Raw genomic sequence first — 23369 nt, forward strand, 5'->3', positions numbered from 1 at the left:
CGTGTCCGCAAGAGAAACGCGCCTCCCCGAGATGGGGAGGCGCGTTTCTCTTGCCTGCTGCTCGTCCTACTTCACCTGCGCCGAGATGATGCTCATCACGGCCGTGTCGGCGAGCGTCGTCGTGTCTCCCACCTCGCGGCCCTCGGCCACATCGCGGAGAAGGCGACGCATGATCTTGCCGGAGCGGGTTTTCGGCAGCTCGCCGACGATGTAGACGTCGCGCGGACGGGCGATGGCGCCGATCTGCTCGCCGACCCACAGGCGCAGCTGCTGCGCGAGGCCCGCGGGCTCGTGCGCGGCGAGGTAGCTCTCCTTGATGATGACGAAGGCCACCACGGCCTGTCCTGTGGTCTCGTCCGAGGCTCCGACCACGGCGGCCTCCGCCGTCGCCTCGTGCGCGACCAGGGAGGACTCGATCTCCGCGGTCGACAGGCGGTGGCCGGAGACGTTCATCACGTCGTCGACGCGGCCCAGCAGCCACAGGTCGCCGTCGTCGTCGAGGCGCGCGCCGTCGCCCGCGAAGTAGTAGCCCTGGTCCTCGAACTTCTCCCAGTAGGTCTCGCGGTACCGTTCGGGGTCGCCCCAGATGCCGCGGAGCATGCTCGGCCACGGCTCGGTGATCACGAGCAGCCCGCCGCTGCCGTTGCCGACCTCGACGCCCTGCTCGTCCACCACGTCGATCGAGATCCCGGGGAGCGGCACCTGAGCCGAACCCGGTTTGGTCTCCGTCACGCCGGGGAGGGCGGACACCATGATCGCGCCGGTCTCGGTCTGCCACCAGGTGTCGACGATCGGCGTCTTGCCGGCGCCGATGACCTCGCGGTACCACATCCACGCCTCGGGGTTGATGGGCTCTCCCACCGAGCCGAGCAGTCGCAGCGACGAGAGATCGAACTTCGCGGGGACGCTGCGGCCGATCTTCATGAACGAGCGGATCGCGGTCGGCGCGGTGTAGAAGATCGACACCTTGTACTTCTCGATGAGCTCCCACCAGCGGCCGGGGTGCGGGGCGTCCGGCGTCCCCTCGTAGAGCACCTGGGTCGCACCGTTGGCGAGGGGTCCGTAGGCGACGTAGCTGTGCCCGGTGATCCAGCCGATGTCGGCCGTGCACCAGAACACGTCGGTCTCCGGGTGCAGGTCGAAGACGTACTTGTGCGAGTACGCCGCCTGGGTCAGATACCCGCCGGAGGTGTGCAGGATGCCCTTGGGCTTCCCGGTGGTGCCCGACGTGTAGAGGATGAAGAGGGGGTTCTCGGCGGGGAAGGCCTGTGCCGTGTGCTCGGCGGAGGCTGCGGGGACGGCGTCATGCCACCAGATGTCGCGGCCTTCGATCCAGTCGACCTCGTTCTCGCCGCGCTTGACGACCAGGACGTGCTCCACGGTCTGCTGCTCGCCGTCTCCGCGGTCGGCGAGTGCCTGGTCGACCGCGGGCTTGAGTGCGGAGACGCGGCCCTTCCGGTAGCCGCCGTCCGCCGTGATGACGAGCTTGGCGCCGGCGTCGTCGATGCGCGAGCGGAGGCTGTCGGCGCTGAATCCTCCGAACACCACGGAGTGGATGGCGCCGAGGCGGGCGACGGCCAGCATGGAGGCGATCGCCTCGGGGATCATGGGCAGGTAGATCGCGACGCGGTCGCCCTGACCGATGCCGAGTCCCTCCAGCACGTTCGCGACGCGCTTGACCTCGTCGGTCAGCTCGGCGTAGGTGATGCGGCGCGAGTCGCCGGGCTCGCCTTCCCAGTGCAGCGCCACGCGGTCGCCGTTGCCGGCCTCGACGTGGCGATCGAGGCAGTTGTACGCGACGTTCAGCTCGCCGTCGTCGAACCACTTCGCGAAGGGCGGGTTGGTCCAGTCGAGCACCTGCGTGAACGGCTTGTGCCAGTGCACCAGCTCACGGGACTGCTCGCCCCAGAAGCCCTCGCGGTCGGCGGCCGCCCGCTCGTAGAGCTCGGGCGACGAGATGGTTTGGGCGACGAACTCCTCCGACGGTGCGAACTTCCGGGTCTCGTCGAGAAGATGGTCGATCTGGCTGCTCATCGGCAGGCGCTCCTTTGCGGCATACGGGTCTTGCGAGCATGGTCGTGGGGGTGGGCGACCAGGTCAGGGCGAATCTATCCCTGCAGCCTCGCTGCGCATACTGCCGAAAGTCGGTAGTGTTGCCGGTTTTGTCAGGACGGTCGCCTTGCGTACACTCGACGACAGCCGAATTCTCATTCCGGCCTTGGCGTGCCCGATTCCCCCAATCGTGGAACGTCGTGGGCGGCATCTCATTCCCCCCGTGAGATGCCGCCCATTCCTTTGGGAGCGCTCTCTGCGTCCTCGGAGCATCCTCGGGTCCTGCCGGCAGCCAGGCACTGCACCACGGGGTGACGAACCGGCTTCTCCACAGGCGCTGGAGGATCCGGATTTCTCGGGACTTCCCCCTCCGCGACTGCGCATAACGTCGCCGTCATGCCTGATTCCTTCGTCATCCAGCCCAGGGGAGTGCGCTCGCTCGCGTCCGAGGAGACCACGTCGCCGGCACCCCTCCGTCTGGATCCCGTGTTCGGACCGCTTCTTCCTCACATCGACGACGCGGTGACCGATGTGTTCGTGAACGGTGCGGGCGGGCTCTATGTCGACCGGGGGAATGGCGCCGAGCCGGCTGCCGCCTGGAGGGCCTCGGAGCGTGAGGTTCGTGACCTCGCCGTCGCACTGGTCGGGCTCGGCGGACGCCATCTCGACGACTAGAAACCATAAAATAGACATATGCCTAAGATGCCGCGAACGACCCTCTCGGCGGTAGCACTCGCCGCCGCCTCTATCGCCCTCCTGGTGGGGTGCTCTGCGACCCCGCCCGTCGCGTCACCGACGCCCACACCGGACGCGTTCGACGTCGCCTGGGATCGGTGCGTGTGGTCACACCCCGAGCCGTACGAGGCGAAAGCCGAGGACGGCGAGGGGTACGTCATGCAGACGCCCGAAGAGGGCTGCGAGCGGTGGGTGGATCAGGTCGGGGAAGACGGCTTCATCGACCAGTGGGATGAGGAGTACGCGCAGATGACCCGGTGCGCGTTCGTTCTCGGCACGACGAACGACGAGTACGCCGACGAGATCGACGCCTGCATCGAGGCCGCGCCGTGACCGTCCGTGCTGCGATCTACGCGCGCATCAGCAGTGACCGAAAGGGCACCGGGGAGGGCGTCGACCGACAGGAGCGCGACTGTCGAGACCTCGCCCAGCGGCTGGGCTGGGATGTCGTAGAGGTCTACGTGGACAACGACATCAGCGCCGCCAGCGGCAAGCTGCGGCCGGAGTACCGAGCGATGCTCGAGGCGGTGAAGGCGAAGCACATCGACGCGATCTTGGCTTGGCACCCGGACCGGCTGCACCGCCGCCCGACCGAACTTGAAGAGTTCATCGCGATTGTGGAGAGGCACGGCACGCTGATTCAGACCGTGACGGCGGGGGAGCTCGACCTGTCGACACCCTCGGGGCTCATGGTGGCGCGCATGCTCGGAGTCGCGGCCCGCTACGAGGTCGATCAGACGAAGAAGCGGATCAAGGCGGCTGTCGACCAGCGCGCGAAGGAGGGTCGACCCGCAGGGGGACTGCGGCCCTTCGGGTACGAGAAGGGCGGCATGGTCATCCGGGAGAGCGAAGCGGCAATCGTGCGCGAGTGCACCGACGCTCTGCTGTCGGGGCGGACACTGGCCTCTCTGGCGCGTGAACTTCGCGCGCGTGGGGTCACGGGCACCCAGGGCAAGCCGGTGACGTACAACAACCTCCGCGACCTGCTCCTCAAGCCGAGGAACGCGGGCATCGTCGCTCGCGGCCTCCCGAATCGGAACGCGACGACGAACAACAGCACGCGTCCGTACGAGGAGATCGGCCCCGCTCTTTGGCCGGCGATCGTCCCCGAGGAGAAGTGGCGAGCCCTGGTAGCGCTGCTCACCGACCCCGGGCGTCGGACCTACCACGGCAACCTGCGGGAGTCCAAGCACCTCGGGTCGAGCATCTACCGCTGTGGCATCGAGGGCTGCGGTGGGAAGATGCGGACGGCGCCGAACGGCGGCACGCCCAGCAAGCCGGGGAGTCGCCACACGATCTATCGATGCGTGACGAGCGCGCATCTGACGGTGCGCGCGAGCTTCACAGATGACTACGTGCGGGGCGTCGTGGCTGAGATGGTGCGCGATCCGCGCATCCAGGCCGCGTTGGCCCCGAATGCGGACCCGCAGTTGGCGGCTGACCGCGAGGAGCGGGCCGCCCTGTCCCTACGGCTTCAGCAGTTCGAGGACGACTACGCCGCGGGCAAGATCAGGGCGGAGCAGTTGAAGCGCGCCACCGACAGAGTGGCCGCAGAGATCGCGGACATCGACGCCCGTTCGGCGCGACTCTTGCGCACGACGGCGGCAGCGGCGATCCTTCGGGCGCAGGATCCCGGCCAGGCGTTCTTGGAGTCTCCCGTCGACGTGCAGCGCGCCGTGCTCAGCACGGTGCTGCGCGTCGAGGTCGTGCCACAGGAGCGGCGGGGACTCGCATGGTCCCCGGCGCGCCTGCGCTTGAGCCCCGCCGTCTAGGGGCGCGTCGAGAACGCGGTCAGAATGGCCATTCTCCGGCGTTCGGCATCCCCGCCCGCTCTGGCCATTATCGGACGTCAGAACGGCGGGGAATGGGCACTCTGGCCACGTTCACAGAGCGCCCAAACCGCCCATATCGACTAGAATGGACAGTATCGGGACGACGTGCCGCAGGCACCGTCCCGAGGTCCCCGAGCCAGCCGTCGGAGCGCTCCAAGGGATTGAGGTCAGAGCAGAAAGCCGCACACCAGGCGAGTACGCGAAATAGACGGACGGGCGTCAGGCGGAATCGAGCTCCGCACACCGACCCAGAGGCCGCAAGGCCAGCCAACAGGACTCTCCCGAGCTCCCTGTGGTGCGAGATGAGATGAAGTCGCGCGGACTGCCGTTGAAAGGCGCGACGACATCGCTGAGCACCCACAGGGAGCTTTTCGCATGTCCGAAGCAACCGCGGACGCCAAGCGTCTGCATGAAGCCGATTTCACGGCTCGGCACTTCCTCGTCCATCCCAACACCATCGAGAACTGGCTGAGCCGTGGGTACATCCGCGCCTTCCGGCTGAACGGCACCGGACCGCTGCTGTTCGACCTCGACGAGATCGAGCGCGCGTTCAAGGTCTACGGCCCGAGCAAGATGCGCGACGGACGCAAGCGCGGCGCGAAGGGTCGCGTCGTGGCCGTCGTCGTGGCTGAGGGAGGCGACCAGTGATCGCGCCCATCATGACCCCGACGCCCGCCGAGGCTGCTGCAGCGATGCCGCCGCTCACCGATGACCAGTGCGCCCGGATCGCTGCTCTGCTGTCGTCGGGCATACCGAGGAAGGCAGCATCATGAGCGCCGCTGACGAGAGCCTCGCCGCCGAGATCGCCGAGGCAGAGCGCATGCGCGCCGAGGGCATCGCGGAGTTCCATCGCCTCTCGCTCCCGAAGTCGTCGCCGCTCCGGCTGAGCGAGCAGGAGCGCGCGGAGGCTGACGAAGCCCTGCGCGAGTTCGAAGATCGCCGCGCTCGCGGTGAGTGGTACGGCGAGGAGGACTGACGATGAACGACATTGAGCGGTCGTCGTTTCCATCGTTCGAGACCGTCCTTCTGCTGTGGGCGACGTACCTGCACCTCGGGGAGCGGAGGCTCACGGCCTCGATGCTCACCGAGACGTGGATCGCGGCCCTGAAGGCGGCGGGATACTCGAAGGCTCGGAAGGGCTGGGACGGCTACGGCGCGAGCACCCGCACGTTGCCGTTCGTGATCGACCTTCCGTGCCCGTTCGAGCATCGCACCGCCGACCGGCGCAATCTCGCGCATCTGCGGCTGATCGTGGAGGACACCGGTTGGGTCACAGTGGATCCCGATTCAGCGTGCGAGGGCTGCTACCCCGACTTGATCGAGAGGTGGTTGCTGACCTGCCCGAGATGTGAAGCCGATGAGACCAGTCGGCGGCACCAGCCCGGGCATGGTCTCCGCCACCGGTTCGATCCAGCCCTCGGAGTGATCGGTTCGACGGCGCCGCTGTCGTTCGTGCTGGATCAGGTTCTGCGCCTGCGGGACGAGGCGGAGGCGTTCGCATGGCTCGAATTCCCGGAGGCGGCAGCGGCGCACTGGAATCAGGTTCGCGTCGACGACACGACGATCACGACCGCCGACATGCTCGCGGAGCGCCGCGACTGGGCGCGGAAGGTGCTGGGTGCCGCCACCAAGCGACCCGCAGTGACCGCCTCGGCAGCGATGACGACCGATGAGGCCGCGGCGTGGCTGGACAAGCACGAGGTGCCGCCGACCGCCAGCCAGCGGGAGGCGCTGCGCCTGACTCATGGCCTGCCCGGGCGTCCTGCGAAGAACACCATCGAGGCCGCCCAGAGTCTCCGCAAAAGCCGTGCCACGGAGGCTTAGCGCCCTGCCCTGCCCATGCCCTGCACCCCTCTCTACTTCGTAGAGGGGTGCTAGGGCAGGGCAGTGCAGGGCACGCGCCACCGCGGCCCGGCAGAGGGCTAGCGGCGGGGAGTGACGCTGTAGAGGCCGGTGGCGACGAGAGCATCAACCTGGCGGCGGCCAGTCTCTCGGACGGCACCACCCGAGGGGGCGAGCGACGTCTGAAGGTCGCGGATCGAGGCGACGGCGGACGTCACCGGATTGGCTCGCATCGGGTCGAGGGTCATCGACATCGTGCGTGCGGTCATCTGCTGAGTGCTCATCGGGTCTCCATCCCTCGGACGTGCATGTGGTCAGACCACAAGAGTACCTCGTACCCCCATCGGGTATCACGGAAAAACCTGCTGTAGTACGCTGGCGTCTAGAGGGCATGATGCCTCAGCCCTCGAAGACGCTCGTCTGGCAGCAGGGCCGGAGCCTGATTGACAGGCCCGCCGATGCCCACGAACGCAACATCCTCCCACCCCTCCAAGCCCGCGTCCGCGCCGCCCGCTCGCGGCGTTGACGCGTCGGTCGTCTCGGTAAGGCATCCCGGGCGACCCCAGCCCGTCGCGCGCGTGGAAACGGGACTGCACGCGCGCGGCGGGCATCCTCGACCAGAGCCGACGCCCGAGCAGGTGCGTCACGGCATCCGACGCACGGCGCTGGTCCCCTCGATCATCACCGTCCCCTGCACCGTCCATGACGCCGCGGTCGGAGAGCCCTGCTACCGCCTCGGTGAAGGCGGCGCACGCGGCGTCTGCGGTGACCGCATCGAGTTCTGCGCTGAGCGCGTCAAGGCAAGGATCGCTCAGCGATGAGCACCCCGGCAGACCTCCGCGCCCGTCTGGTGAGCAGCCAGCAGGCCGCGAGCTCCGTGCCGATCGTCGGCCTCCTCGGAACCCCGCCTGCCGGTACGCCAGTCGGATACTCAGCATGGGCGGTCGGGTCACTCTTCGGTGACCGGCACGTCGTGATCATGCCGACCTTGGACGACAACGCGCCCGCCGTCGTTCTGGATCGCGTCGTCGCTCGCGTCCTCGCGACCGCCACCGGGTGCTGCCCGCTCTGCGGGCGCGCGGCGGGCGTGGACGTGCTGACACCGGGAGTCGTGGACGTGCGCCACGACGAGGGGTGCCCCGCGACCTTCGACGCCAGCGACTCGCGATGGTTCCCGGCCCTACACGCGAGTCACGAGGAGGACGACCGATGACCAGGAAGTACGCGCCGCGGCTCATCCCGGCGTCACACCACGTCACCCAGAGCGCCGAGCGATACCGCGAGATGCAGCGACCGGACCCCGCCCCCGAGAGCACGCCCGCGCCGGCCGCGTGGGAGCAGAAGCCCGAGCCCGAGGTGGCGCCGATTCCGAAGTACGGTCGCGTGCCCCGAGGGCTGCAGCCGCCCGCGCCGCCGCAGAAGTCGGCGGTGCTCGGCATGTTCGACCAAGCGCTGCAGAGCACGTCTGACCCCCAGGTGAAGCGACGCCTCCGCGCTGCTCAACGTGAGATGAGCGCGCAGATCGCGCGTGAGATCGCGGAACTCCCGCCGGGTGCTGACCCCAGCGCCTACGGCTACTGAACTTCGAGCGATAGGACCGATCATGACCACTACCATCGAACGCTCTCCCTGGACGTCTTTCCCCTCGGGGACTCTTCCCTGTGCAAGCTGCGGCGTCGCCGTGAGCGCCAATTCCGAGACGGAGGTCGAAGTCCTCCAGGTGTTCGGCCGGACCCGGCACGAGGGATACGCACCTCCGCGCCACGACCTGCACGTGACGCGCTGCGATGAGTGCCGACTGATCCGTCACAGCGCCGTCGACCTCCTCGGGGCTCACCCTGCGGTGCGCCAGCGGATCGGCGCGGCCGAGATCGCCGTTCACCGCCTCGAGTCCGCGCTATGCGCCCTCGACGCGTTGGGCACCACCGACGCCAAGACGATCGACCTTCTCACCACGACCGGCGCGGATCTGCTCCGCCTCATGGACGCGCTCACCGCGCCTGGCGTCCACGCTCGGTGGGCGGCGCTCGTGCGTGATGCGGACTTCGCCAACGCGCCCTCGACGCCCGCCTCACGCGCTCGCTGGTCGCACATCTCCCCTGAACAGCGCCGGGAGCTCCGGAACACGGCAGCGGGGCTCCTGGCGCGCCGCATCGAGAAGCCCGTGGACGTGCAGTGCGTCGACTACGACGGCAGCCCGTCGGGATGCATGCTCTGCGGCGTCGGCGCAGTCCAGGCATTCCGAGATGACGCGGAGAGCGTTTGGACGCTCATGTCCGCGGACTCCGCGAGCATAGGCGGCCCCGGTCGGGCCGACTCTCTCGACGGCGTGGTCTGCCCTCGGTGCGACCACGCCATCGACCAGGCGCACGGCGTCGGCATTTCGGCGATGACGTTCAGCATCCGATCCTTCCTCGGCGTGCCGTCGCACCTGCGGTCGTTGACCAACATCGACGGCCTGATCGGCTGGGCGGCGCTCCCCTCGGGCACCGCGCCGAACCGCGAGCCGTGGGGCCACCTCGACCTCGGAGAGCTTCGGGACGCCGCGGAAGCGCTGATCGGGCGCGCCGCGTAGCACTCGCCCCACCCCAATCCTCACGGCCCCGGAGACCTCCCCCGGGGCCGTGATGCATCTGTGCCACGCCGTCCGCGAGGCTGCGTACGGCTCGCTGGTGACGTGCGGCGGGCAACTCCATCGGAGTCGACCCAAAACGGGACGTTTCGGGAAAACCCCTGATCAGGAATATGTCTAAAACTTGGTTTCTAGGACCAGGCGCCCTGCGTCGACGTCCGCCTCGACTCGGGCGTCCGTGTGCATGCCGTGCTCTCTCCGGTGTCGACGACAGGAACCGCGCTCTCGATACGCATCCCCCGGGTGCGCGCCGCGGACCTTCGATCCCTCTCTGCGCTCGGCGCGTTCGATGCGCGCCAAGAGGCCTGGCTTCTCGGCCTGGTGGCCGAGCGGGCGAACATCCTCATCACCGGGGGAACGGGAACGGGCAAGACCACGCTGCTCTCCGCTCTGCTGTCCGAGGTCGCGCCGGGGGAGCGCATCGTGACGATCGAAGACGTCGCCGAACTGCGGCCGAGGCATCCGCACCACGTCGCTCTCGAGGCGAGGCAGCCGAATCTCGAGGGCGCCGGCGGCATCACGTTGAGCCGCCTGGTCCGTGAGTCTCTGCGCATGCGGCCGGATCGCCTGGTGGTCGGCGAGTGTCGCGGAGAAGAGGTCCGCGAGCTGCTCACCGCACTCAACACCGGACACGATGGCGGCGCAGGCACCCTGCACGCCAGCGGGCTCCGTGACGTTCCCGCCCGCCTCGAAGCACTGGGCGCCCTCGCCGGCATGGATGCGGTGGCACTCGCGCGACAGGCCGTGAGCGCATTCACCATCGTCCTCCATCTCGACCGTGCCCCCGGCGGCATCCGTCGGATCCGCCAGGCGGGCCGGCTCGTCATCGCAGCGGATCGGCTCGACATCGAGGAGGTGCAGCCGTGGCGGTGAGGCGATCTCCTCGCGCGGCGCAGCGGCGGGATGCGACCTCAGCGGACGCTGCGACGTCGGTGCAGACGCTGGCTGTGCTGCTGCAGGCCGGAGCGGTCCCCCTCGTCGCGTGGCGGCATCTCGCCGCCACCGACGACGTGCCAGCACGCGCCGTCGTCGATCGGCTCGATCGTGGCATCCCGCTCCTCGACGCCATCGAAGCAGAGGGCGGGGCCTGGGTCGATCTCGCCGCGGCCTGGGAGGTCGCGACGACGGTCGGGGCCCCGCTCGCCGAAGTTCTCCGCATGATCGCGGAGACGTTGCGGGATGCCGCCGCTGCTGCCGATGATGTGCGCATCGCTCTCGCGGAACCGGCCGGGACGGCGCGTCTGCTGCTCTGGATGCCCATGGCCGGGCTGCTCCTCGGTTTCGCGCTCGGCTTCGACACCCCCAGTGTCATCTTCGGGAGTGTGCTCGGGGCCGCCTGCGTGATTCTCGGCCTCCTCCTCGTGGTGGCGGCGCGGCTGTGGACATCGCTGCTCCTGAGGAGAGCGGCGCCGGAACCCGGCACCCCCGGCATGCGGGCAGAACTGGTCGCGATCGCGCTCGCCGGTGGCGCCTCCATCGACCGCGCGCTGCACCTGGTCTCGCAGACATCCGTCTCAGGAGGCGGCGACGAGCGGGTCGCCGCCGTGCTCGAGCTGTCCCGCGCTGCAGGGGTGCCTGCCGCAGAGCTCCTGCGGGCAGCGGCCGCCCAGGACAGGCATGCCGCGAGGGTCCAGGGGCAGCTCCGTGCGGCGAAGCTCTCGACACGGCTCTTGTTCCCGCTCGGTATCTGCACGCTGCCCGCCTTCCTGCTCCTCGGCGTCGCGCCTCTCCTGCTCAGCGTCCTCGCATCCACTCCGATGCCCCTGTGACCGCCAACAGTCCATCAGCACCATCCGATGCCTATGCATCGCCCAGAGAGAAAGAAGGAACACCATGAAGAACATCCCTGCGCTCGACCGCCGACGCGCGGCCATGCTGTTCGGCGACGACACCGGGGCGGCCACAGCCGAATACGCGATCACCACGATGGCCGCGGTCGCCTTCGCCGGGCTCCTCGTCGTCATCATGCGCTCCGATGAAGTCCGCGGCATCCTCACGGACCTCGTGCGGCGCGCGCTCACGGTGTCGTGATGTGGGCAGGGAGACGCGCGATGACCGAGCTTGGCGGTGGCGATGCGGCGCCGACGCCGCGACATGCGGACGAGCGCGGATCCGCCGCAGCGGAGCTGGCACTCGCGCTTCCCGCCGTCGTGCTCGCGCTCCTTCTCGGGGCAGGGGCGCTCGGAGCGGCGTCTCGCCAGGTCGCGCTGCAGGACGCCTCCGCGGACGCGGCTCGTCTTCTCGGACGTGGCGAGGGACACGGTGCGGCAGAGCGGGTGGTTCATGCTGCCGTGCCAGGGGCGCAGATGTCGTCCTCGCCCCGGGGCGACCTCGTATGCGTCACCACCTCCGTCGATGTCTCCGTCGGCGCGCTGATCCGCATGCCGCTGCGGGCCTCGAGCTGCGCACTCGAGGGAGGACTCTGATGGCCGGTTCGGCGCTGGCGGCTGGCATACTCGCGGTCGCGGCCACCATCTCCCTGGGTCTCGCCGCTGTCGGAGGTGCGGCCGTGACGGCGCAACGAGCGGCGGGTGCGGCCGATGCTGCGGCGCTCGCCGCTGCCGATGCGGCGAGCGGTGCCGTGACCACATCCGAGCAGCCCTGCGCACTCGCCGAGAGGGTCGCGCTCGCTGCCGGCGCGACCCTCACCGGCTGCGTCCTCGAGGGCTTCGTGGCGACCGTGGAGGTGCAGGCGGCGTACGCTGGACTCGCAGCCGTCTCCCGAGCCCGTGCCGGGCCACCCGAGGGATAGCGACGGCAGCGCGACCTCGCTCACTGTGAACGACCCCACACAGTGGTGTGTATGGTGTGCTTCGAAGAAAGGACGCACCCTTGGCTGAAGGTAAGAAGCTCGTCATCGTCGAGTCCCCGACGAAGATGCGGTCTATTCAGGGATACCTCGGCGACGGCTACGAGGTGCTCAGCTCCGTCGGCCACATCCGCGACCTCGCTGACAAGAAGGACATCCCGGCTGCGGACAAGCAGGCGTACGGGAAGTACTCCATCGACATCGACAACGGGTTCGACCCGTACTACGTCGTCTCCGATCGGAAGACCAAGACGGTCGCCGAGCTCAAGCGTGCGCTGAAGAGCGCCGACGAACTCCTACTCGCCACTGATGAGGACCGCGAAGGCGAGGCGATCGCCTGGCACCTGCTGGAGACCCTCAAGCCCAAGGTCCCGGTCAAGCGCATGGTGTTCCACGAGATCACCAAGGACGCGATCCAGGCCGCCGTCGGCAACACCCGCGAACTCGACCACGACCTCGTCGACGCGCAGGAGACCCGCCGCATCCTCGACCGCCTGTACGGGTGGGATGTCTCGCCCGTGCTCTGGTACAAGGTCAAGACCGGCATCTCGGCGGGTCGTGTGCAGTCCGCCGCGACGCGCCTCATCGTCGACCGCGAGCGCGAGCGCATGGCGTTCACCTCTGCCGAGTACTGGGACGTCGATGCGGCAGCCGCGGCGACGGGTACCTCGTTCAAGATCCGACTCGTCCGCGTTGACGGCGGCCAGCTGGCACGCGGCTCGGACTTCGACGACGACGGCAAGCTCAAGAAGGCCGTCGTCATCCTCGACGAGGCCGCGGCCACCGCGCTCGCCGCAGCTGTGGACGCCGTCGGCACCGGGAACGTCACCAAGGTCGAGGCCAAGCCGGGAACGCGCAGCCCCTACGCGCCGTTCACGACCTCCACGATGCAGCAGGAGGCGGGCCGCAAGCTGTCGATGGGAGCCAAGCAGGCCATGGGTGTAGCCCAGCGTCTGTACGAGAAGGGCTACATCACCTATATGCGTACCGACTCCACGTCGCTGAGCACCCAGGCGGTGCAGGCGGCACGGAGCCAGGCGGTCTCGCTCTACGGAGATGCAGCGGTGCCGCTGAAGCCGCGCGTCTACAAGTCGAAGAGCAAGAACGCCCAGGAGGCCCACGAGGCCATCCGCCCCTCGGGCGACAACTTCCGCACGCCGGCTTCCCTGTCATCCGAGCTGGATCGCGATGAGCAGCGCCTCTACGACCTCATCTGGAAGCGCACCGTCGCCAGCCAGATGTCCGACGCCAAGTACGAGACCACGACGGTCACCATCGCCGTCGACGCGGGGGAGAGGAAGGCCGAGTTCACGGCATCCGGAACCGTCTACACGTTCAAGGGCTTCCTGGAGGCGTACGAGGAGGGTCGCGACGAGAAGCGCGGAGATGCCGACGCCGCGGAGAACCAGTCGTTGCCTGCCGTCGCGGTCGGCGACCAGCTCGCCGTGTCGGATGCCGAGGCCAAGGGTCACCGCACCACGCCGAAGCCGCGCTACACCGAGGCCTCCCTCGTGAAGGTCCTCGAGGAGAAGGGCATCGGACGTCCTTCGACGTTCGCCTCGATCCCCGAGACGATCCTCGACCGTGGATACGCGGTCAAGCGCGGGCAGGCGCTCGTGCCGACCTGGCTCGCGTTCAGCGTGGTGCGTCTGCTCGAAGAGCATTTCGCCGACCTCGTCGACTACGACTTCACGGCTGCGCTCGAAGACGACCTCGACACGATCGCCCGTGGCGAGCAGAACCGCGTCGAGTGGCTCAAGTCGTTCTACTTCGGCTCTGACGCCCACGTCGGGCTACGCCAGGTCGTCGACAACCTCGGCGAGATCGATGCCCGCGCGCTGAACTCCACGCGCATCACCGACACCGCCACGCTGCGCTTCGGCAAGTACGGCCCGTACCTCGAGGTGGCCGACCCGGCGAATCCCGAGGCCAAGCCGCGCATCGTCAACGTTCCGGAAGACCTGGCGCCGGACGAGTTGACCGCCGAGAAGGCGCAGGAGCTCATCGACGCTCCCGTCGCCGGTGACCGCGTTCTCGGGGAGAATCCCGAGAACGGCAAGATCATCGTCGTGAAGGACGGCCGGTTCGGGCCGTACGTTCAGGAGAACGATCCCGTGTCGGAGGATGCCGCTGTCGATGAGGCGACCGGCGAGGTCGTCGACAAGCCGAAGCCGAAGCGGGGCGCGAAGAAGGAAGCGGCTCCCAAGCCGCGCACCGCGTCGCTGTTCCGTTCGATGTCCGTCGACGAGATCGACCTCGAGACGGCGCTGCAGCTGCTGAGCCTCCCGCGCGTCGTGGGCGTCGACCCCGAATCCGGCGATGAGATCACGGCGCAGAACGGGCGGTTCGGACCGTACCTGAAGAAGGGCACCGATTCGCGATCGCTCGAGTCGGAGTCGCAGATCTTCGACGTGACGCTCGAGCAGGCGCTGGAGATCTACTCCCAGCCGAAGTACGGCGCCGGACGCAGGGCCTCCAGCGCGCTCGCCGAGTTCGAGGCCGACCCGGTCAGCGGCAAGCCGATCCGGATCCGTGACGGCCGCTTCGGTGCGTACGTGACCGACGGCGAGACGAACGTCACGATTCCGCGTGGGCAGAAGGTCGAGGACATCACCTTCGAGATCGCAGTGCAGATGCTCGCCGACAAGCGCGCCAAGGGCCCCGCCCCCAAGCGCGGTGCCGCCAAGAAGGCACCCGCCAAGAAGGCACCCGCGAAGAAGGCACCCGCGAAGAAGCCCGCAGCGAAGAAGGCACCGGCCAAGAAGCCTGCAGCGAAGAAGACGACGGCCGCCACGTCCGCTGCGCGTTCCGCGGCGGCGAAGAAGGCCGCCGCGACGCGTGCCGCGAACGCCGCGGCGAAGGCAGCGGAGAAGGCGGACTCGTGACCTCAGGCCGCGGGGTGTGGATCACTCTCGAGGGCGGCGACGGCTCGGGCAAGACCACACAGTCGAACCTGCTCGCGGACTGGCTCGAAGGGGCCGGACGCACGGTCGTCCGCACCCGTGAGCCCGGCGGGTCGGAGGTCGGTCAGCTCATCCGCGACATCGTCCTGCACCATCGCGGCGACATCGCACCGCGCGCGGAGGCTCTGCTGTACGCCGCGGACCGGGCGCACCATGTCGCCACCGTCGTACGCCCGGCGCTCGGTCGGGGCGACATCGTGCTGCAGGATCGCTACCTCGATTCGTCCGTGGCGTATCAGGGCGCGGGTCGGGTGCTCGATGCGACGGAGATCCGCGACCTCTCGCTCTGGGCCGCCGAGGGTGCGCTGCCCGACCTGACGATCCTGCTCGACCTCGCCCCCAGCGAGGCGCGGGCTCGGCTGGACTCCGCCGACAAGCCGTTCGACCGGCTCGAGGCGGAGCAGTCGGACTTCCACGGACGCGTCCGCGACGCCTTCCTCGACCTTGCGAGAGCCGAGCCGGACAGGTTCCTCGTCGTCGATGCCGCAGCGGCCCCGGATGCGATCGCGGAGCAGATCAGGGCGAGAATCGGCGCCCTTCTCGACTGACCAGCGCGGTGGCACCTCTCCGTGCTTCCGACGTCGGTGGTCACGATTAGGCTGAGTGCATGCCCCAGACCGTTCCGGCCCCTTTCCCGTGGGCGGATGTGTGGGGGCAGGACGCTGCCGTCGACACGCTCCGTGCCGCGGCAGCCGATCCGTCGGCGCTCTCGCACGCCTGGCTGATCACGGGACCGCCCGGCTCCGGCCGTTCGACTCTGGCGTACGCCTTCGCAGCCGCACTCATCGCGGATCGGCCGGACGACGAGACCGTCATGCGGCAGGTGCTCGCAGGCACCCATCCGGATGTCACCGCCTTGCGCACCGACAAGGTCATCATCACGATCGCCGAGGCTCGCGGTCTCGTCGAGCGCTCTTACTTCGCCCCCTCCGCCGGCCGCTATCGGGTCATCGTCGTCGAAGACGCCGACCGCATGGTCGAGCGCACCTCCAACGTGCTCCTGAAAGCGCTCGAAGAGCCTCCGGAGCAGACGGTGTGGATCCTGTGCGCGCCGAGCGAGGCCGATCTGCTGCCCACGATCCGATCGCGCGTGCGATCGCTGCGGTTGCGGGAGCCCGATGTCGCCGACGTGGCCAGGCTCATCAGCCTTCGCACGGGGGTGGATGAAGCCGTCGCCGAGCAGGCGGCACGGCATGCGCAGCGCCACATCGGCATGGCCCAGCGGCTCGCCACCGACGATGCGGCCAGGCGCCGGCGAGACGAGACGCTCCGCTCGGTACTCGGCGTCAGAGGAGTGGGCGATGCGGTCGAGGTCGCCGGACGGATCATCCAGGCGGCCACGGAGGACGCGAAGGCTCTCACCGCCGAGCGCGACGCTCAGGAGCGCGCTTCGCTGCTGCGCACGATCGGCATCGCCGAGGGCCAGGCGGTGCCGCCGGCGCTGCGGACACAGCTCTCGGCGCTCGAAGACGATCAGAAGAAGCGGGCCACGCGGAGCCTGCGCGACGGGATCGACCGTGTGCTCACCGACCTTCAGTCGCTGTACCGCGACGTCGTGATGCTGCAGTTCGGGCAGAGCGAAGGTCTCATCAACAGCGAGTTGCGCACCGAGCTGTCCGACCTCGCTTCCGCCTGGCCCGAGACCCGTACTCTTGTCGTACTTGACCACCTTGCCGAGACGCGGCAGTCGCTGGAGCGCAACGTCGCCCCGCTGCTCGCCCTGGAGAGCTTGCTCGTGACGATCACGAGCGGGAGGAAACCGTGAACAATCGATCGACTTCCCGCCTGCGCCGCGCCGCCGCGGTCATCGCAGGGCTCGCCGCCGCTTCCGTCGCCCTGTCGGGCTGTCTGTACGCGATGATTCCCGAGCAGTCGTCACGGCCGTCGACGACGAGTGCGCCGGACACCGAGGGCGTCGCCGAGGACCTGCTGCCCTTCTACTCGCAGGAACTGACCTGGACGGAGTGCGGTGTCGGCTTCGACTGCACCGATGTCACCGCTCCACTCGATTGGGAAGACCCGGGGAAGGGTGAGATCACCCTCTCGGTCGTCCGACACCGCGCCGAGGGCACCCCCGTCGGCTCGTTGCTCACGAACCCGGGCGGTCCGGGGGCCAGCGGTGTCGACCTGATCCTGAACAGCCTCGACTTCGCGGTCGGCGCCGACCTCATCGAGAACTTCGACGTGATCGGGTTCGACCCGCGCGGCGTCGGAGATTCCACCGCGGTCACCTGCTACGACGCACCGCAGATGGACGACTACCTGTACGGCATTCCCTCGGCAGCACGAGGCACGGCCGAGTGGGAGGCCGAGTTGCTCGACTCGCACAAGAAGTTCGCCGATGCGTGCGATGCCAACAGCGGGGGGATCCTTCCGTACATCACCACGGTCAACGCCGCCAGGGACATGGATCTGATCCGCGCGCTGCTGGGCGACAAGCAGCTGAACTACCTCGGCTACTCGTACGGCACGTTCCTCGGTGCGACCTACGCGAAGCTGTACCCCGAGAAGGCCGGCCGCCTGGTGCTCGACGGCGCGATCGATCCCGCTGTCCCCGGGCTCGAGGTCGGCGCGACGCAGGCGCTCGGGTTCGAGTCCGCGCTGCGCGCCTACATGCAGGACTGCCTCGACTCAGGGGAGTGCCCGTTCAACGGCAGCGTGGATGAGGCCATGGCCGATCTGGGGGCGCTGCTGGCGAGTGTCGACAGCACCCCTTTGAAGAGCGGAGACGGCCGCATGTTGGGTGCGGACTCCCTGATGACCGCCATCATCGCCGCGCTCTACTCGCAGGACAGCTGGGGCTACCTCACGCAGGCGCTCGATGAGGCACTGCAGGGCGACCCGACCTCGGCTCTGTTCCTCGCCGACTTCTACAACGGACGCGAGAACGGCACCTACACCGACAACTCCACCGAGGCCTTCCGCGCCTACAACTGCATGGACTACCCGGTCGAGGATGACCCGGCGGCTGAAGCCGCGACGAACGCGAAGATCGCCGAAGGCGCGCCCACGATCGCGCCCTACTGGGCGGGGCCTGACTCCTGCTCGGTCTGGCCCTACCCGCCCACGGGCACGCGAGGTGAGATCAAGGCTGAAGGCGCCGGCCCCATCCTGGTGATCGGCACGACGAACGACCCGGCGACCCCCTACGAGTGGTCGGAGTCGCTCGCGAACCAGCTCGAGGAAGGTGTTCTCATCACGCGTGTCGGCGAGGGGCACACCGGATACAACAAGGGCAACGCCTGCGTGGACGACGCGGTCGAGGCGTTCCTGCTCGACGATGTCGTACCGGAAGACGGGCTCCGCTGCGAATGAGGAGGCCTCGATTCGCGAGTGAGCGCGAGACAGGGTAATATCGGTGATCGCGCCGCTCACGCGTCGCACGCCGCTTTAGCTCAGTCGGCAGAGCATTTCACTCGTAATGAAAAGGTCGTCAGTTCGATTCTGACAAGCGGCTCTGAAGGCCCCGTGATGCGAAGAACATCACGGGGCCTTTCCCGTTCCTCACCGCGTACTCTCGAAACATGAGCAGAGCGCTTCTCATCGTCGATGTGCAGAACGATTTCACCGAGCACGGCGCCCTTGCCGTCGCGGGCGGTGATGCGGTGGCTGCTGCCGTCACCGAGTTCCTTGCCCTCCACGCGGCCGACTACGACGTGATCGTCGCGTCGAGGGATTGGCACGATGCCGATGGCGACAACGGCGGGCACTTCGCGGAGGACCCCGACTATGTCGACTCCTGGCCTGTGCACTGTGTCGCGGGGACCGAGGGTGCCGAGTACGACCCTCTGTTCGTGACCGATGCCGTCATGCACCATGTCCGCAAGGGGCAGGGGATACCGGCTTACTCGATGTTCGAGGGGCGGACGGAGGCGGGGGAGACGGTCGGCGCGATACTTGCGGAAGCAGGCGCGTCGAGCGCCGACGTGGTCGGCCTCGCGACCGATCATTGCGTGCGGGCGAGCGCCCTCGATGCGATCGCTCACGGGGTGCGGGTCCGTATCCTCACCGACCTCGTCGCCGGCGTCGCGGCGGAGCCCAGCGAGGCAGCCCTCGCCGAACTCGTCCATGCGGGGGCGGAGCTGGTCGAGAGCGCCCGCGAGTGAGGCGCAGCGTCCTGCTGCTGCGGGCGGTCAACGTCAGCGGCCGTAACAGCGTGCCGATGGCGCGCCTCCGCGAAGTGCTCGCGGCCGAAACCGACCTGTCGGATGTCTCCACGTACATCGCGAGCGGCAACATCGTGTGCGCGACACCGGACGATCCCGCCGTCGCGTGTGCAGCTGTGCGGGTGGTCATCCACGACGAGTTCGGGGTCGACACGCCCGTCATCCACCGCACGCACGCGCAGCTGCTCGAGTCCGAGTCCGCGCAGCCGTTCCCCGAGGGGGATCAGAAGTTCGTGCACGCGATGTTCCTGGAGGGGGCGCCCGCTGCAGGCGCGATCGACGCGTTGCAGCACCGCCTGCTCCCGGCGGAGCGCATCGCGCTGATCGGGAACGATCTGTGGATCGACTACGGGGAGGGCGGCGTGCACTCCACCAAGCTCACGAAGGCGGTGCTGGACCGTGCACTGGGCGTCGCGGGGACGGCTCGAAATCTGAGGACGACGCGCAAGCTCATCGAGCTCACGGCATGACGCCCGGCAGTTCCGCACTCAGCGCCGTCGGCGGCGTGTGAGGGTGCGGCTGCACGTCGACGCGGTGTACGCGGCAGCTCGTGCATCGCACGTAGAGCACGATGCCCTCGCTCGTCGGGTGCCGGGACTCCACCGTCCAGGCGTGTTCGTGGGGGGCGGTCGACGGGTGGATGCGCGGGATGGGAAGAGTGCTCTGCGAGGTCATGCATCCAGCGTGATGTAATGGTCTTATGCATCTCAACCCTTACGGTGAATACGCGGTACTGCTCGCCGCTTCTCTCGCCAACGACTGGCCGGCCGACCGCGCCGGGATCGAGGAGCGCACACTCGCGCAGGGGATGACGATGACCTTCCCGGCGGCTCCCGGCGACTACGAGCGGGTCAGGGACGTCATCGACGAATGGCTCGCCATCGTCGATGAGCCCGACCCCGACGCGCGAGCAGCCCTCCTCAACGCGCAACTCGCCGTCGCGGCCGCCTACCCCCGGTTGACGAACCACGACGGCGAGGGGTGGCACCTGCACTATCGGGACGACGTGCCGTCGCTGCCCTTCGTGTTGAGGGCGATCATCAGCCTCGGCACCTCGCTGCACCTGGTCACCCGGGGCATGAACCGCTTGAGCCGCTGCCAGGCCGCGCCCTGCACCAACGTCGTCGCGGATGTGACGCGCAACGGTCGTCAACGCTTCTGCTCCGTGCGCTGCGCCAACCGTGCGGCGGTGCGTCGGCATCGGGCGCGGGCCTAGCCCTGTCGTCAGGCGGTCTGCCCGGCGTGCTTGCCTTCGCCGATCTCCTCGACCAGCTTCGCGTTGAACGCCGGGAGGTCGTCGGGGGTTCGACTGGAGACGAGCCCCTCGTCGACCACGACCTCCTCATCGACCCACGTCGCGCCCGCGTTGCGCAGGTCGGTGGTCAGACTCGGATAGCTGGTGAGTGTCCGCCCATCGACGACGCCCGCCTCGATGAGGATCCAGGCGCCGTGGCAGATCACGCCGACCGGCTTGTGCTGCTCGAAGAAAGCCCGCGCCAGTTCGATGGAGGCCTTGTCCATGCGCAGGTGATCCGCATTGACGACGCCTCCGGGCAAGACCAGGGCATCGAACTGATCAGCTGTCGTCTCCGACGCGTGCAGATCCACGGCCTGCTCGTGCCCGTTCTTGCCGGTGATGGCTGCGCCGTCCGGGGCGATCATGGTCGCGCTCGCGCCTTCTGCCGTCACCGCTTCCCAGGGACTGGTGAGTTCGCTGTCCTCGAATCCGTCCGTTGCGAGGAATGCCACGCGGCTGCCGCTGAGGGTCATCGTTCATCCTTTCCTGGAGTGTCGTCCGCCGTTCGGGGACGACTCGACCATCTCTCAGGTCAGGCGGAGGAGAAAGGGGGTGGCCGATGCGAAGAGCCGGTGGTACAGGAAGGTCGTCGGTCGGATACAACGACGTGCGGTGGGCCCCGTGGGGCTCGAACCCACGACCCGCGGATTAAAAGTCCGATGCTCTGCCAACTGAGCTAGAGGCCCCTGCGTCAAGTCTAGTGCGCACGACGAGGGGCCGTCGGCGACACAGCACCGCCGACGGCCCCTTTCCTTCCCGGGTTCCTCCCCCTGCCCCGAGAAGGGCGCGTGCCGGGTGTCCTCCCACCCGGCTGTCCCAGGCTCAGGAAGCCGGGGGCATCAGAACCGTGTCGATGAGGTACACGGTCGCGTTCGCGGTCTTGACTCCACCGCAGATCACCTTGGCGTCGTTGACCATCAGGTCATCGCCGCTGCCCGTGACCTCGAGGTCAGCACCCTGCACCGTAGTGTGCGTGCCGTCGATGTCGGCCGGCTCGATCTGGCCGGGGACCACGTGGTACGTCAGGATCGAGCTCAGCGTCGCGCTGTCGGTCTTGAGAGCCTCGATGGTGGCCGGGTCGATCTTCGCGAAAGCGTCATCCACCGGAGCGAAAACGGTGAACTCGCCGCCGTTCAGGGTGTCGACCAGGTCGACGTCGGGGTTGAGCTTTCCGCTGACCGCAGCGACCAGCGTGGTCAGCAGCGGGTTGTTGGAGGCGGCAACCGCCACCGGGTCCTCAGCCATACCGGCGACCGAGCCCGCGCCGTCCGGCACAGCGTCGGCGTATGCCGCGCAACCGGGGCCGACCAGGTTGGCGGCCGGGTCCATCTCCATCGGCGTCGACTCCGACGTCTCCGGTGCCTTCGGCTCGGACGACGAGTCCGAGGTGCTGCCGCTGCCCATGGAACAGGCGGAGAGCAGGAACGCGCTCGCCAGGCCGAGGGTGATTGCCGCGGTGACCTTCTTCTTGGTGCTGAACATGTCGAGCTCCTTCAGAACTGAGCCACGGCCTCTCCGTGGCGTCGAGTGCTGTTCGGAGCCCCATCCGGATCGGATGGGACGAATCTGAGAAAAGTTTCTGATCGGTGCTCCGATCCGTCACATTCAGGTGACGCCTGCGCGCGATAGAGCCTCTGATGCGGCATGCTGTGAGAGATGGTCATCGATGGTTTCGACGTTCCCGACGAAGGAGCGACGCAGGATGCTGTCGCCGACCTCCTCGTCCGCGTCGCGTCCGGTGATCAGGCTGCCTTCGCGACTCTCTACGACACCCTCTCCTCTCGCGTGTTCGGTCTCATCCTCCGCGTGCTGGTCAACCGCTCTCAGAGCGAAGAGGTGCTGCAAGAGGTTTTTCTGGAGATCTGGCAATCCGCTTCGCGCTTCGCTCCGAACAGAGGTCAAGGACGAGCGTGGATCATGACGATCGCTCATCGCCGGGCCGTCGATCGAGTGCGAGCATCGCAGTCGAGTGCCGACCGGGATGTACGGGCAGGATTCAAGGACATCGGCATCGCGCACGACAGTGTGGCGGAGCAGGTCGAATTGGGGATCGAGGGAGGGAAGGTCGTCGAGGCGCTTTCGGGGCTTCCGGAAGCGCAGCGGGAAGCACTCGTCCTCGCTTACTACGGCGGTTACAGTCAGAACGAGATCGCGGCCCTCGTCGGGGCGCCGCTGGGGACAATCAAGACACGGATGCGAGACGGGCTCAGCCGTCTGCGCACGGCGATGGGGGTGACGGCATGAACGAGAAGGACTTCGAGGAGCTCGCGGCAGGTGCCGCCCTGCATGCGCTCTCCGCTGACGACGAACGTCGCTATCGAGCCGCCCTCGCAGAGCACCTCGAGGGGGAGGAAACGGTGGATGCGGATATCGCGACGGCTGCGCTCCTCTCAGACTCCGTGGAGCCCGTCACGCCCCCCGCGCACATCCGTTCCGCCCTGCTCGCCCAGATCGCCACCATCCCTCAAGACGGGGAGGATCGAACCGATCGCGAGGTCTCGGATGATGCGCCTCGGCTCGAGCCATCGAACGGGTCCGCGCCTGAGGGTCAGCCCGAACGCGAGAAGCCGCGCCGTTGGACGCGGACCATCTTCGCCCTGGCAGCGTGCCTCGCTCTGCTGGTCGGAGTCGGAGTCGGAGCGATCGCTCTCAACCAGCAGCTGAACCCGCCGGCGAGCGTTGTCGCTCTGCAGGAGATCGAGGCCTCAGGAGACGCTCAGCAGGCGACGGTGGAACTCGACGGTGGCGGAACCGCGACCGCGCACTGGTCCGGCTCTGCGGGCAAGGCCGTCCTCGTGGCGGATGGTCTTCCGAGCGCCGGCGACGGCAAGACGTACGAGCTGTGGTTCGTGCGCGGCGATGCGCCGGTGTCCGCCGGTGTCTTCGATGTCGACGGCGGTGATGCCACGGCACTGCTCGCCGGCGACATGCAGGCGGGCGACGCGATCGCCGTCACGGTCGAGCAGGCAGGCGGATCACCCACCGGCCAGCCCACGACCGACCCCGTGATCGTCATCCCCACGGCCTGAGCTGCTCCGATC

General features: G+C 68.3%; 28 protein-coding genes, 2 tRNA genes and 1 pseudogene. 25 read left to right on the forward strand and 6 right to left on the reverse strand.

What is annotated here, in order from left to right:
- Positions 1–66 precede the first annotated feature (66 nt).
- On the reverse strand, positions 67–2034 hold the full coding sequence (acs, locus tag MOX01_RS06015; RefSeq protein ID WP_058632087.1) for an acetate--CoA ligase: 1968 nt from the start codon (positions 2032–2034) through the stop codon (positions 67–69).
- 414 nt (positions 2035–2448) lie between these two features.
- Here acs and MOX01_RS06020 point away from each other — a divergent pair, with 414 nt between their 5' ends.
- The 6 genes from MOX01_RS06020 (at position 2449) to MOX01_RS06045 (ending at position 6443) form a co-directional block, all read left to right on the forward strand.
- Positions 2449–2727 carry a hypothetical protein gene (locus MOX01_RS06020; protein ID WP_174799756.1) on the forward strand — a complete coding sequence of 93 codons (279 nt, stop codon included), beginning with the start codon at positions 2449–2451 and terminating at the stop codon, positions 2725–2727.
- Positions 2728–2745: 18 nt separating this feature from the next.
- Positions 2746–3120, forward strand: coding sequence for a hypothetical protein (locus tag MOX01_RS06025; RefSeq protein WP_141368883.1), 375 nt, complete (start codon positions 2746–2748; stop codon positions 3118–3120).
- On the forward strand, positions 3117–4559 hold the full coding sequence (locus tag MOX01_RS06030) for a recombinase family protein (RefSeq protein WP_170224150.1): 1443 nt from the start codon (positions 3117–3119) through the stop codon (positions 4557–4559). The genes MOX01_RS06025 and MOX01_RS06030 overlap by 4 nt, the downstream gene beginning before the upstream one ends.
- 435 nt (positions 4560–4994) lie before the next feature.
- Positions 4995–5267 (forward strand): hypothetical protein, encoded by a 273-nt coding sequence (locus MOX01_RS06035; RefSeq protein WP_141368887.1) that lies wholly within the window; start codon positions 4995–4997, stop codon positions 5265–5267.
- A gap of 121 nt (positions 5268–5388) precedes the next feature.
- Positions 5389–5595 carry a hypothetical protein gene (locus MOX01_RS06040; protein WP_141368889.1) on the forward strand — a complete coding sequence of 69 codons (207 nt, stop codon included), beginning with the start codon at positions 5389–5391 and terminating at the stop codon, positions 5593–5595.
- Positions 5596–5597: 2 nt separating this feature from the next.
- Positions 5598–6443: a hypothetical protein gene (locus MOX01_RS06045; protein WP_141368891.1), complete on the forward strand. Its 846-nt coding sequence runs from the start codon at positions 5598–5600 to the stop codon at positions 6441–6443.
- Positions 6444–6541: 98 nt separating this feature from the next.
- Here the strand turns inward: MOX01_RS06045 and MOX01_RS06050 are convergent, their stop codons facing one another.
- Complete coding sequence (locus MOX01_RS06050) at positions 6542–6745, reverse strand: hypothetical protein (RefSeq protein ID WP_141368893.1); 204 nt, start codon at positions 6743–6745, stop codon at positions 6542–6544.
- Positions 6746–7039: 294 nt separating this feature from the next.
- Here MOX01_RS06050 and MOX01_RS06055 point away from each other — a divergent pair, with 294 nt between their 5' ends.
- From MOX01_RS06055 to MOX01_RS06130, 16 genes and pseudogenes are all read left to right on the forward strand, one after another.
- Entirely contained in the window at positions 7040–7282 is a 243-nt protein-coding gene (locus MOX01_RS06055) for a hypothetical protein (protein ID WP_141368895.1), read from the forward strand.
- On the forward strand, positions 7279–7674 hold the full coding sequence (locus MOX01_RS06060) for a hypothetical protein (protein WP_141368897.1): 396 nt from the start codon (positions 7279–7281) through the stop codon (positions 7672–7674). The genes MOX01_RS06055 and MOX01_RS06060 overlap by 4 nt, the downstream gene beginning before the upstream one ends.
- The gene (locus tag MOX01_RS06065; RefSeq protein ID WP_045263252.1) at positions 7671–8042 is read left to right on the forward strand and encodes a hypothetical protein; all 372 of its coding nucleotides are present in this window, start codon (positions 7671–7673) and stop codon (positions 8040–8042) included. Before MOX01_RS06060 ends, MOX01_RS06065 begins: the two co-directional genes overlap by 4 nt.
- A 100-nt stretch (positions 8043–8142) precedes the next feature.
- Positions 8143–9036 (forward strand): hypothetical protein, encoded by an 894-nt coding sequence (locus MOX01_RS06070; protein ID WP_151485312.1) that lies wholly within the window; start codon positions 8143–8145, stop codon positions 9034–9036.
- Between the two features lie 192 nt (positions 9037–9228).
- Positions 9229–9966: pseudogene (locus MOX01_RS06075) on the forward strand (TadA family conjugal transfer-associated ATPase); the annotation flags it as partial.
- A complete protein-coding gene (locus MOX01_RS06080; RefSeq protein WP_141368903.1) occupies positions 9957–10862 on the forward strand; it encodes a type II secretion system F family protein in 906 nt (301 codons plus the stop codon). The pseudogene MOX01_RS06075 and the gene MOX01_RS06080, both read left to right, overlap by 10 nt.
- A 64-nt stretch (positions 10863–10926) precedes the next feature.
- The gene (locus tag MOX01_RS06085) at positions 10927–11124 is read left to right on the forward strand and encodes a DUF4244 domain-containing protein (protein WP_046746461.1); all 198 of its coding nucleotides are present in this window, start codon (positions 10927–10929) and stop codon (positions 11122–11124) included.
- A gap of 20 nt (positions 11125–11144) precedes the next feature.
- The gene (locus tag MOX01_RS06090; RefSeq protein ID WP_170224158.1) at positions 11145–11519 is read left to right on the forward strand and encodes a TadE family type IV pilus minor pilin; all 375 of its coding nucleotides are present in this window, start codon (positions 11145–11147) and stop codon (positions 11517–11519) included.
- On the forward strand, positions 11519–11845 hold the full coding sequence (locus MOX01_RS06095; RefSeq protein ID WP_058632084.1) for a hypothetical protein: 327 nt from the start codon (positions 11519–11521) through the stop codon (positions 11843–11845). Before MOX01_RS06090 ends, MOX01_RS06095 begins: the two co-directional genes overlap by 1 nt.
- Before the next feature lie 80 nt (positions 11846–11925).
- Positions 11926–14787 carry a type I DNA topoisomerase gene (gene topA / locus MOX01_RS06100; RefSeq protein WP_058632083.1) on the forward strand — a complete coding sequence of 954 codons (2862 nt, stop codon included), beginning with the start codon at positions 11926–11928 and terminating at the stop codon, positions 14785–14787.
- Positions 14784–15413, forward strand: a complete 630-nt coding sequence (tmk, locus tag MOX01_RS06105; protein ID WP_058632082.1) for a dTMP kinase — start codon at positions 14784–14786, stop codon at positions 15411–15413. Before topA ends, tmk begins: the two co-directional genes overlap by 4 nt.
- 59 nt (positions 15414–15472) lie before the next feature.
- Positions 15473–16630: a DNA polymerase III subunit delta' gene (locus MOX01_RS06110; protein WP_046746466.1), complete on the forward strand. Its 1158-nt coding sequence runs from the start codon at positions 15473–15475 to the stop codon at positions 16628–16630.
- Positions 16627–18180, forward strand: a complete 1554-nt coding sequence (locus tag MOX01_RS06115; RefSeq protein WP_141368905.1) for an alpha/beta hydrolase — start codon at positions 16627–16629, stop codon at positions 18178–18180. The genes MOX01_RS06110 and MOX01_RS06115 overlap by 4 nt, the downstream gene beginning before the upstream one ends.
- A 69-nt stretch (positions 18181–18249) precedes the next feature.
- Positions 18250–18322 (forward strand) — tRNA-Thr (locus tag MOX01_RS06120).
- 67 nt (positions 18323–18389) lie between these two features.
- On the forward strand, positions 18390–18971 hold the full coding sequence (locus tag MOX01_RS06125) for an isochorismatase family protein (RefSeq protein ID WP_141368907.1): 582 nt from the start codon (positions 18390–18392) through the stop codon (positions 18969–18971).
- Positions 18968–19501: a DUF1697 domain-containing protein gene (locus tag MOX01_RS06130; protein WP_141368909.1), complete on the forward strand. Its 534-nt coding sequence runs from the start codon at positions 18968–18970 to the stop codon at positions 19499–19501. Before MOX01_RS06125 ends, MOX01_RS06130 begins: the two co-directional genes overlap by 4 nt.
- Here the strand turns inward: MOX01_RS06130 and MOX01_RS06135 are convergent.
- Positions 19491–19706 (reverse strand): hypothetical protein, encoded by a 216-nt coding sequence (locus tag MOX01_RS06135; RefSeq protein ID WP_046746468.1) that lies wholly within the window; start codon positions 19704–19706, stop codon positions 19491–19493. The genes MOX01_RS06130 and MOX01_RS06135 overlap by 11 nt on opposite strands.
- Positions 19707–19731: 25 nt before the next feature.
- On the opposite strand from MOX01_RS06135, the gene MOX01_RS06140 reads away from it, so the two are divergent.
- A complete protein-coding gene (locus tag MOX01_RS06140) occupies positions 19732–20247 on the forward strand; it encodes a CGNR zinc finger domain-containing protein (protein ID WP_058632077.1) in 516 nt (171 codons plus the stop codon).
- A gap of 8 nt (positions 20248–20255) precedes the next feature.
- Here the strand turns inward: MOX01_RS06140 and MOX01_RS06145 are convergent, their stop codons facing one another.
- From MOX01_RS06145 to MOX01_RS06155, 3 genes are all read right to left on the reverse strand, one after another.
- On the reverse strand, positions 20256–20801 hold the full coding sequence (locus MOX01_RS06145; RefSeq protein ID WP_046746470.1) for a type 1 glutamine amidotransferase domain-containing protein: 546 nt from the start codon (positions 20799–20801) through the stop codon (positions 20256–20258).
- 140 nt (positions 20802–20941) lie between these two features.
- A tRNA-Lys gene (locus tag MOX01_RS06150) sits at positions 20942–21014 on the reverse strand.
- Positions 21015–21150: 136 nt separating this feature from the next.
- Entirely contained in the window at positions 21151–21810 is a 660-nt protein-coding gene (locus MOX01_RS06155) for a fasciclin domain-containing protein (protein ID WP_046746471.1), read from the reverse strand.
- A gap of 174 nt (positions 21811–21984) precedes the next feature.
- Here MOX01_RS06155 and sigK point away from each other — a divergent pair, with 174 nt between their 5' ends.
- Both sigK and MOX01_RS06165 read left to right on the forward strand, forming a co-directional pair.
- Positions 21985–22572, forward strand: a complete 588-nt coding sequence (gene sigK, locus MOX01_RS06160; RefSeq protein WP_045262427.1) for an ECF RNA polymerase sigma factor SigK — start codon at positions 21985–21987, stop codon at positions 22570–22572.
- A complete protein-coding gene (locus MOX01_RS06165; RefSeq protein ID WP_046746473.1) occupies positions 22569–23357 on the forward strand; it encodes an anti-sigma factor in 789 nt (262 codons plus the stop codon). The genes sigK and MOX01_RS06165 overlap by 4 nt, the downstream gene beginning before the upstream one ends.
- Positions 23358–23369 lie beyond the last annotated feature (12 nt).

The sequence above is a fragment of the Microbacterium oxydans genome (genome assembly GCF_006540085.1).
GTDB lineage: Bacteria > Actinomycetota > Actinomycetes > Actinomycetales > Microbacteriaceae > Microbacterium > Microbacterium oxydans.

Excerpts from the sequence above, each read along its gene's own strand:
- acs (WP_058632087.1), bottom strand. The coding sequence starts at position 2,034 with ATGAGCAGCCAGATCGACCATCTTCTCGACGAGACCCGGAAGTTCGCA.
- MOX01_RS06065 (WP_045263252.1), top strand. The coding sequence starts at position 7,671 with ATGACCAGGAAGTACGCGCCGCGGCTCATCCCGGCGTCACACCACGTC.
- MOX01_RS06110 (WP_046746466.1), top strand. The coding sequence starts at position 15,473 with ATGCCCCAGACCGTTCCGGCCCCTTTCCCGTGGGCGGATGTGTGGGGG.
- MOX01_RS06145 (WP_046746470.1), bottom strand. The coding sequence starts at position 20,801 with ATGACCCTCAGCGGCAGCCGCGTGGCATTCCTCGCAACGGACGGATTC.
- MOX01_RS06050 (WP_141368893.1), bottom strand. The coding sequence starts at position 6,745 with ATGAGCACTCAGCAGATGACCGCACGCACGATGTCGATGACCCTCGAC.
- MOX01_RS06060 (WP_141368897.1), top strand. The coding sequence starts at position 7,279 with ATGAGCACCCCGGCAGACCTCCGCGCCCGTCTGGTGAGCAGCCAGCAG.
- MOX01_RS06165 (WP_046746473.1), top strand. The coding sequence starts at position 22,569 with ATGAACGAGAAGGACTTCGAGGAGCTCGCGGCAGGTGCCGCCCTGCAT.
- MOX01_RS06085 (WP_046746461.1), top strand. The coding sequence starts at position 10,927 with ATGAAGAACATCCCTGCGCTCGACCGCCGACGCGCGGCCATGCTGTTC.
- MOX01_RS06035 (WP_141368887.1), top strand. The coding sequence starts at position 4,995 with ATGTCCGAAGCAACCGCGGACGCCAAGCGTCTGCATGAAGCCGATTTC.
- MOX01_RS06155 (WP_046746471.1), bottom strand. The coding sequence starts at position 21,810 with ATGTTCAGCACCAAGAAGAAGGTCACCGCGGCAATCACCCTCGGCCTG.
- MOX01_RS06020 (WP_174799756.1), top strand. The coding sequence starts at position 2,449 with ATGCCTGATTCCTTCGTCATCCAGCCCAGGGGAGTGCGCTCGCTCGCG.
- MOX01_RS06135 (WP_046746468.1), bottom strand. The coding sequence starts at position 19,706 with ATGACCTCGCAGAGCACTCTTCCCATCCCGCGCATCCACCCGTCGACC.
- MOX01_RS06025 (WP_141368883.1), top strand. The coding sequence starts at position 2,746 with ATGCCTAAGATGCCGCGAACGACCCTCTCGGCGGTAGCACTCGCCGCC.
- sigK (WP_045262427.1), top strand. The coding sequence starts at position 21,985 with ATGGTCATCGATGGTTTCGACGTTCCCGACGAAGGAGCGACGCAGGAT.
- MOX01_RS06140 (WP_058632077.1), top strand. The coding sequence starts at position 19,732 with ATGCATCTCAACCCTTACGGTGAATACGCGGTACTGCTCGCCGCTTCT.
- MOX01_RS06095 (WP_058632084.1), top strand. The coding sequence starts at position 11,519 with ATGGCCGGTTCGGCGCTGGCGGCTGGCATACTCGCGGTCGCGGCCACC.
- MOX01_RS06045 (WP_141368891.1), top strand. The coding sequence starts at position 5,598 with ATGAACGACATTGAGCGGTCGTCGTTTCCATCGTTCGAGACCGTCCTT.
- MOX01_RS06040 (WP_141368889.1), top strand. The coding sequence starts at position 5,389 with ATGAGCGCCGCTGACGAGAGCCTCGCCGCCGAGATCGCCGAGGCAGAG.
- MOX01_RS06125 (WP_141368907.1), top strand. The coding sequence starts at position 18,390 with ATGAGCAGAGCGCTTCTCATCGTCGATGTGCAGAACGATTTCACCGAG.
- MOX01_RS06090 (WP_170224158.1), top strand. The coding sequence starts at position 11,145 with ATGACCGAGCTTGGCGGTGGCGATGCGGCGCCGACGCCGCGACATGCG.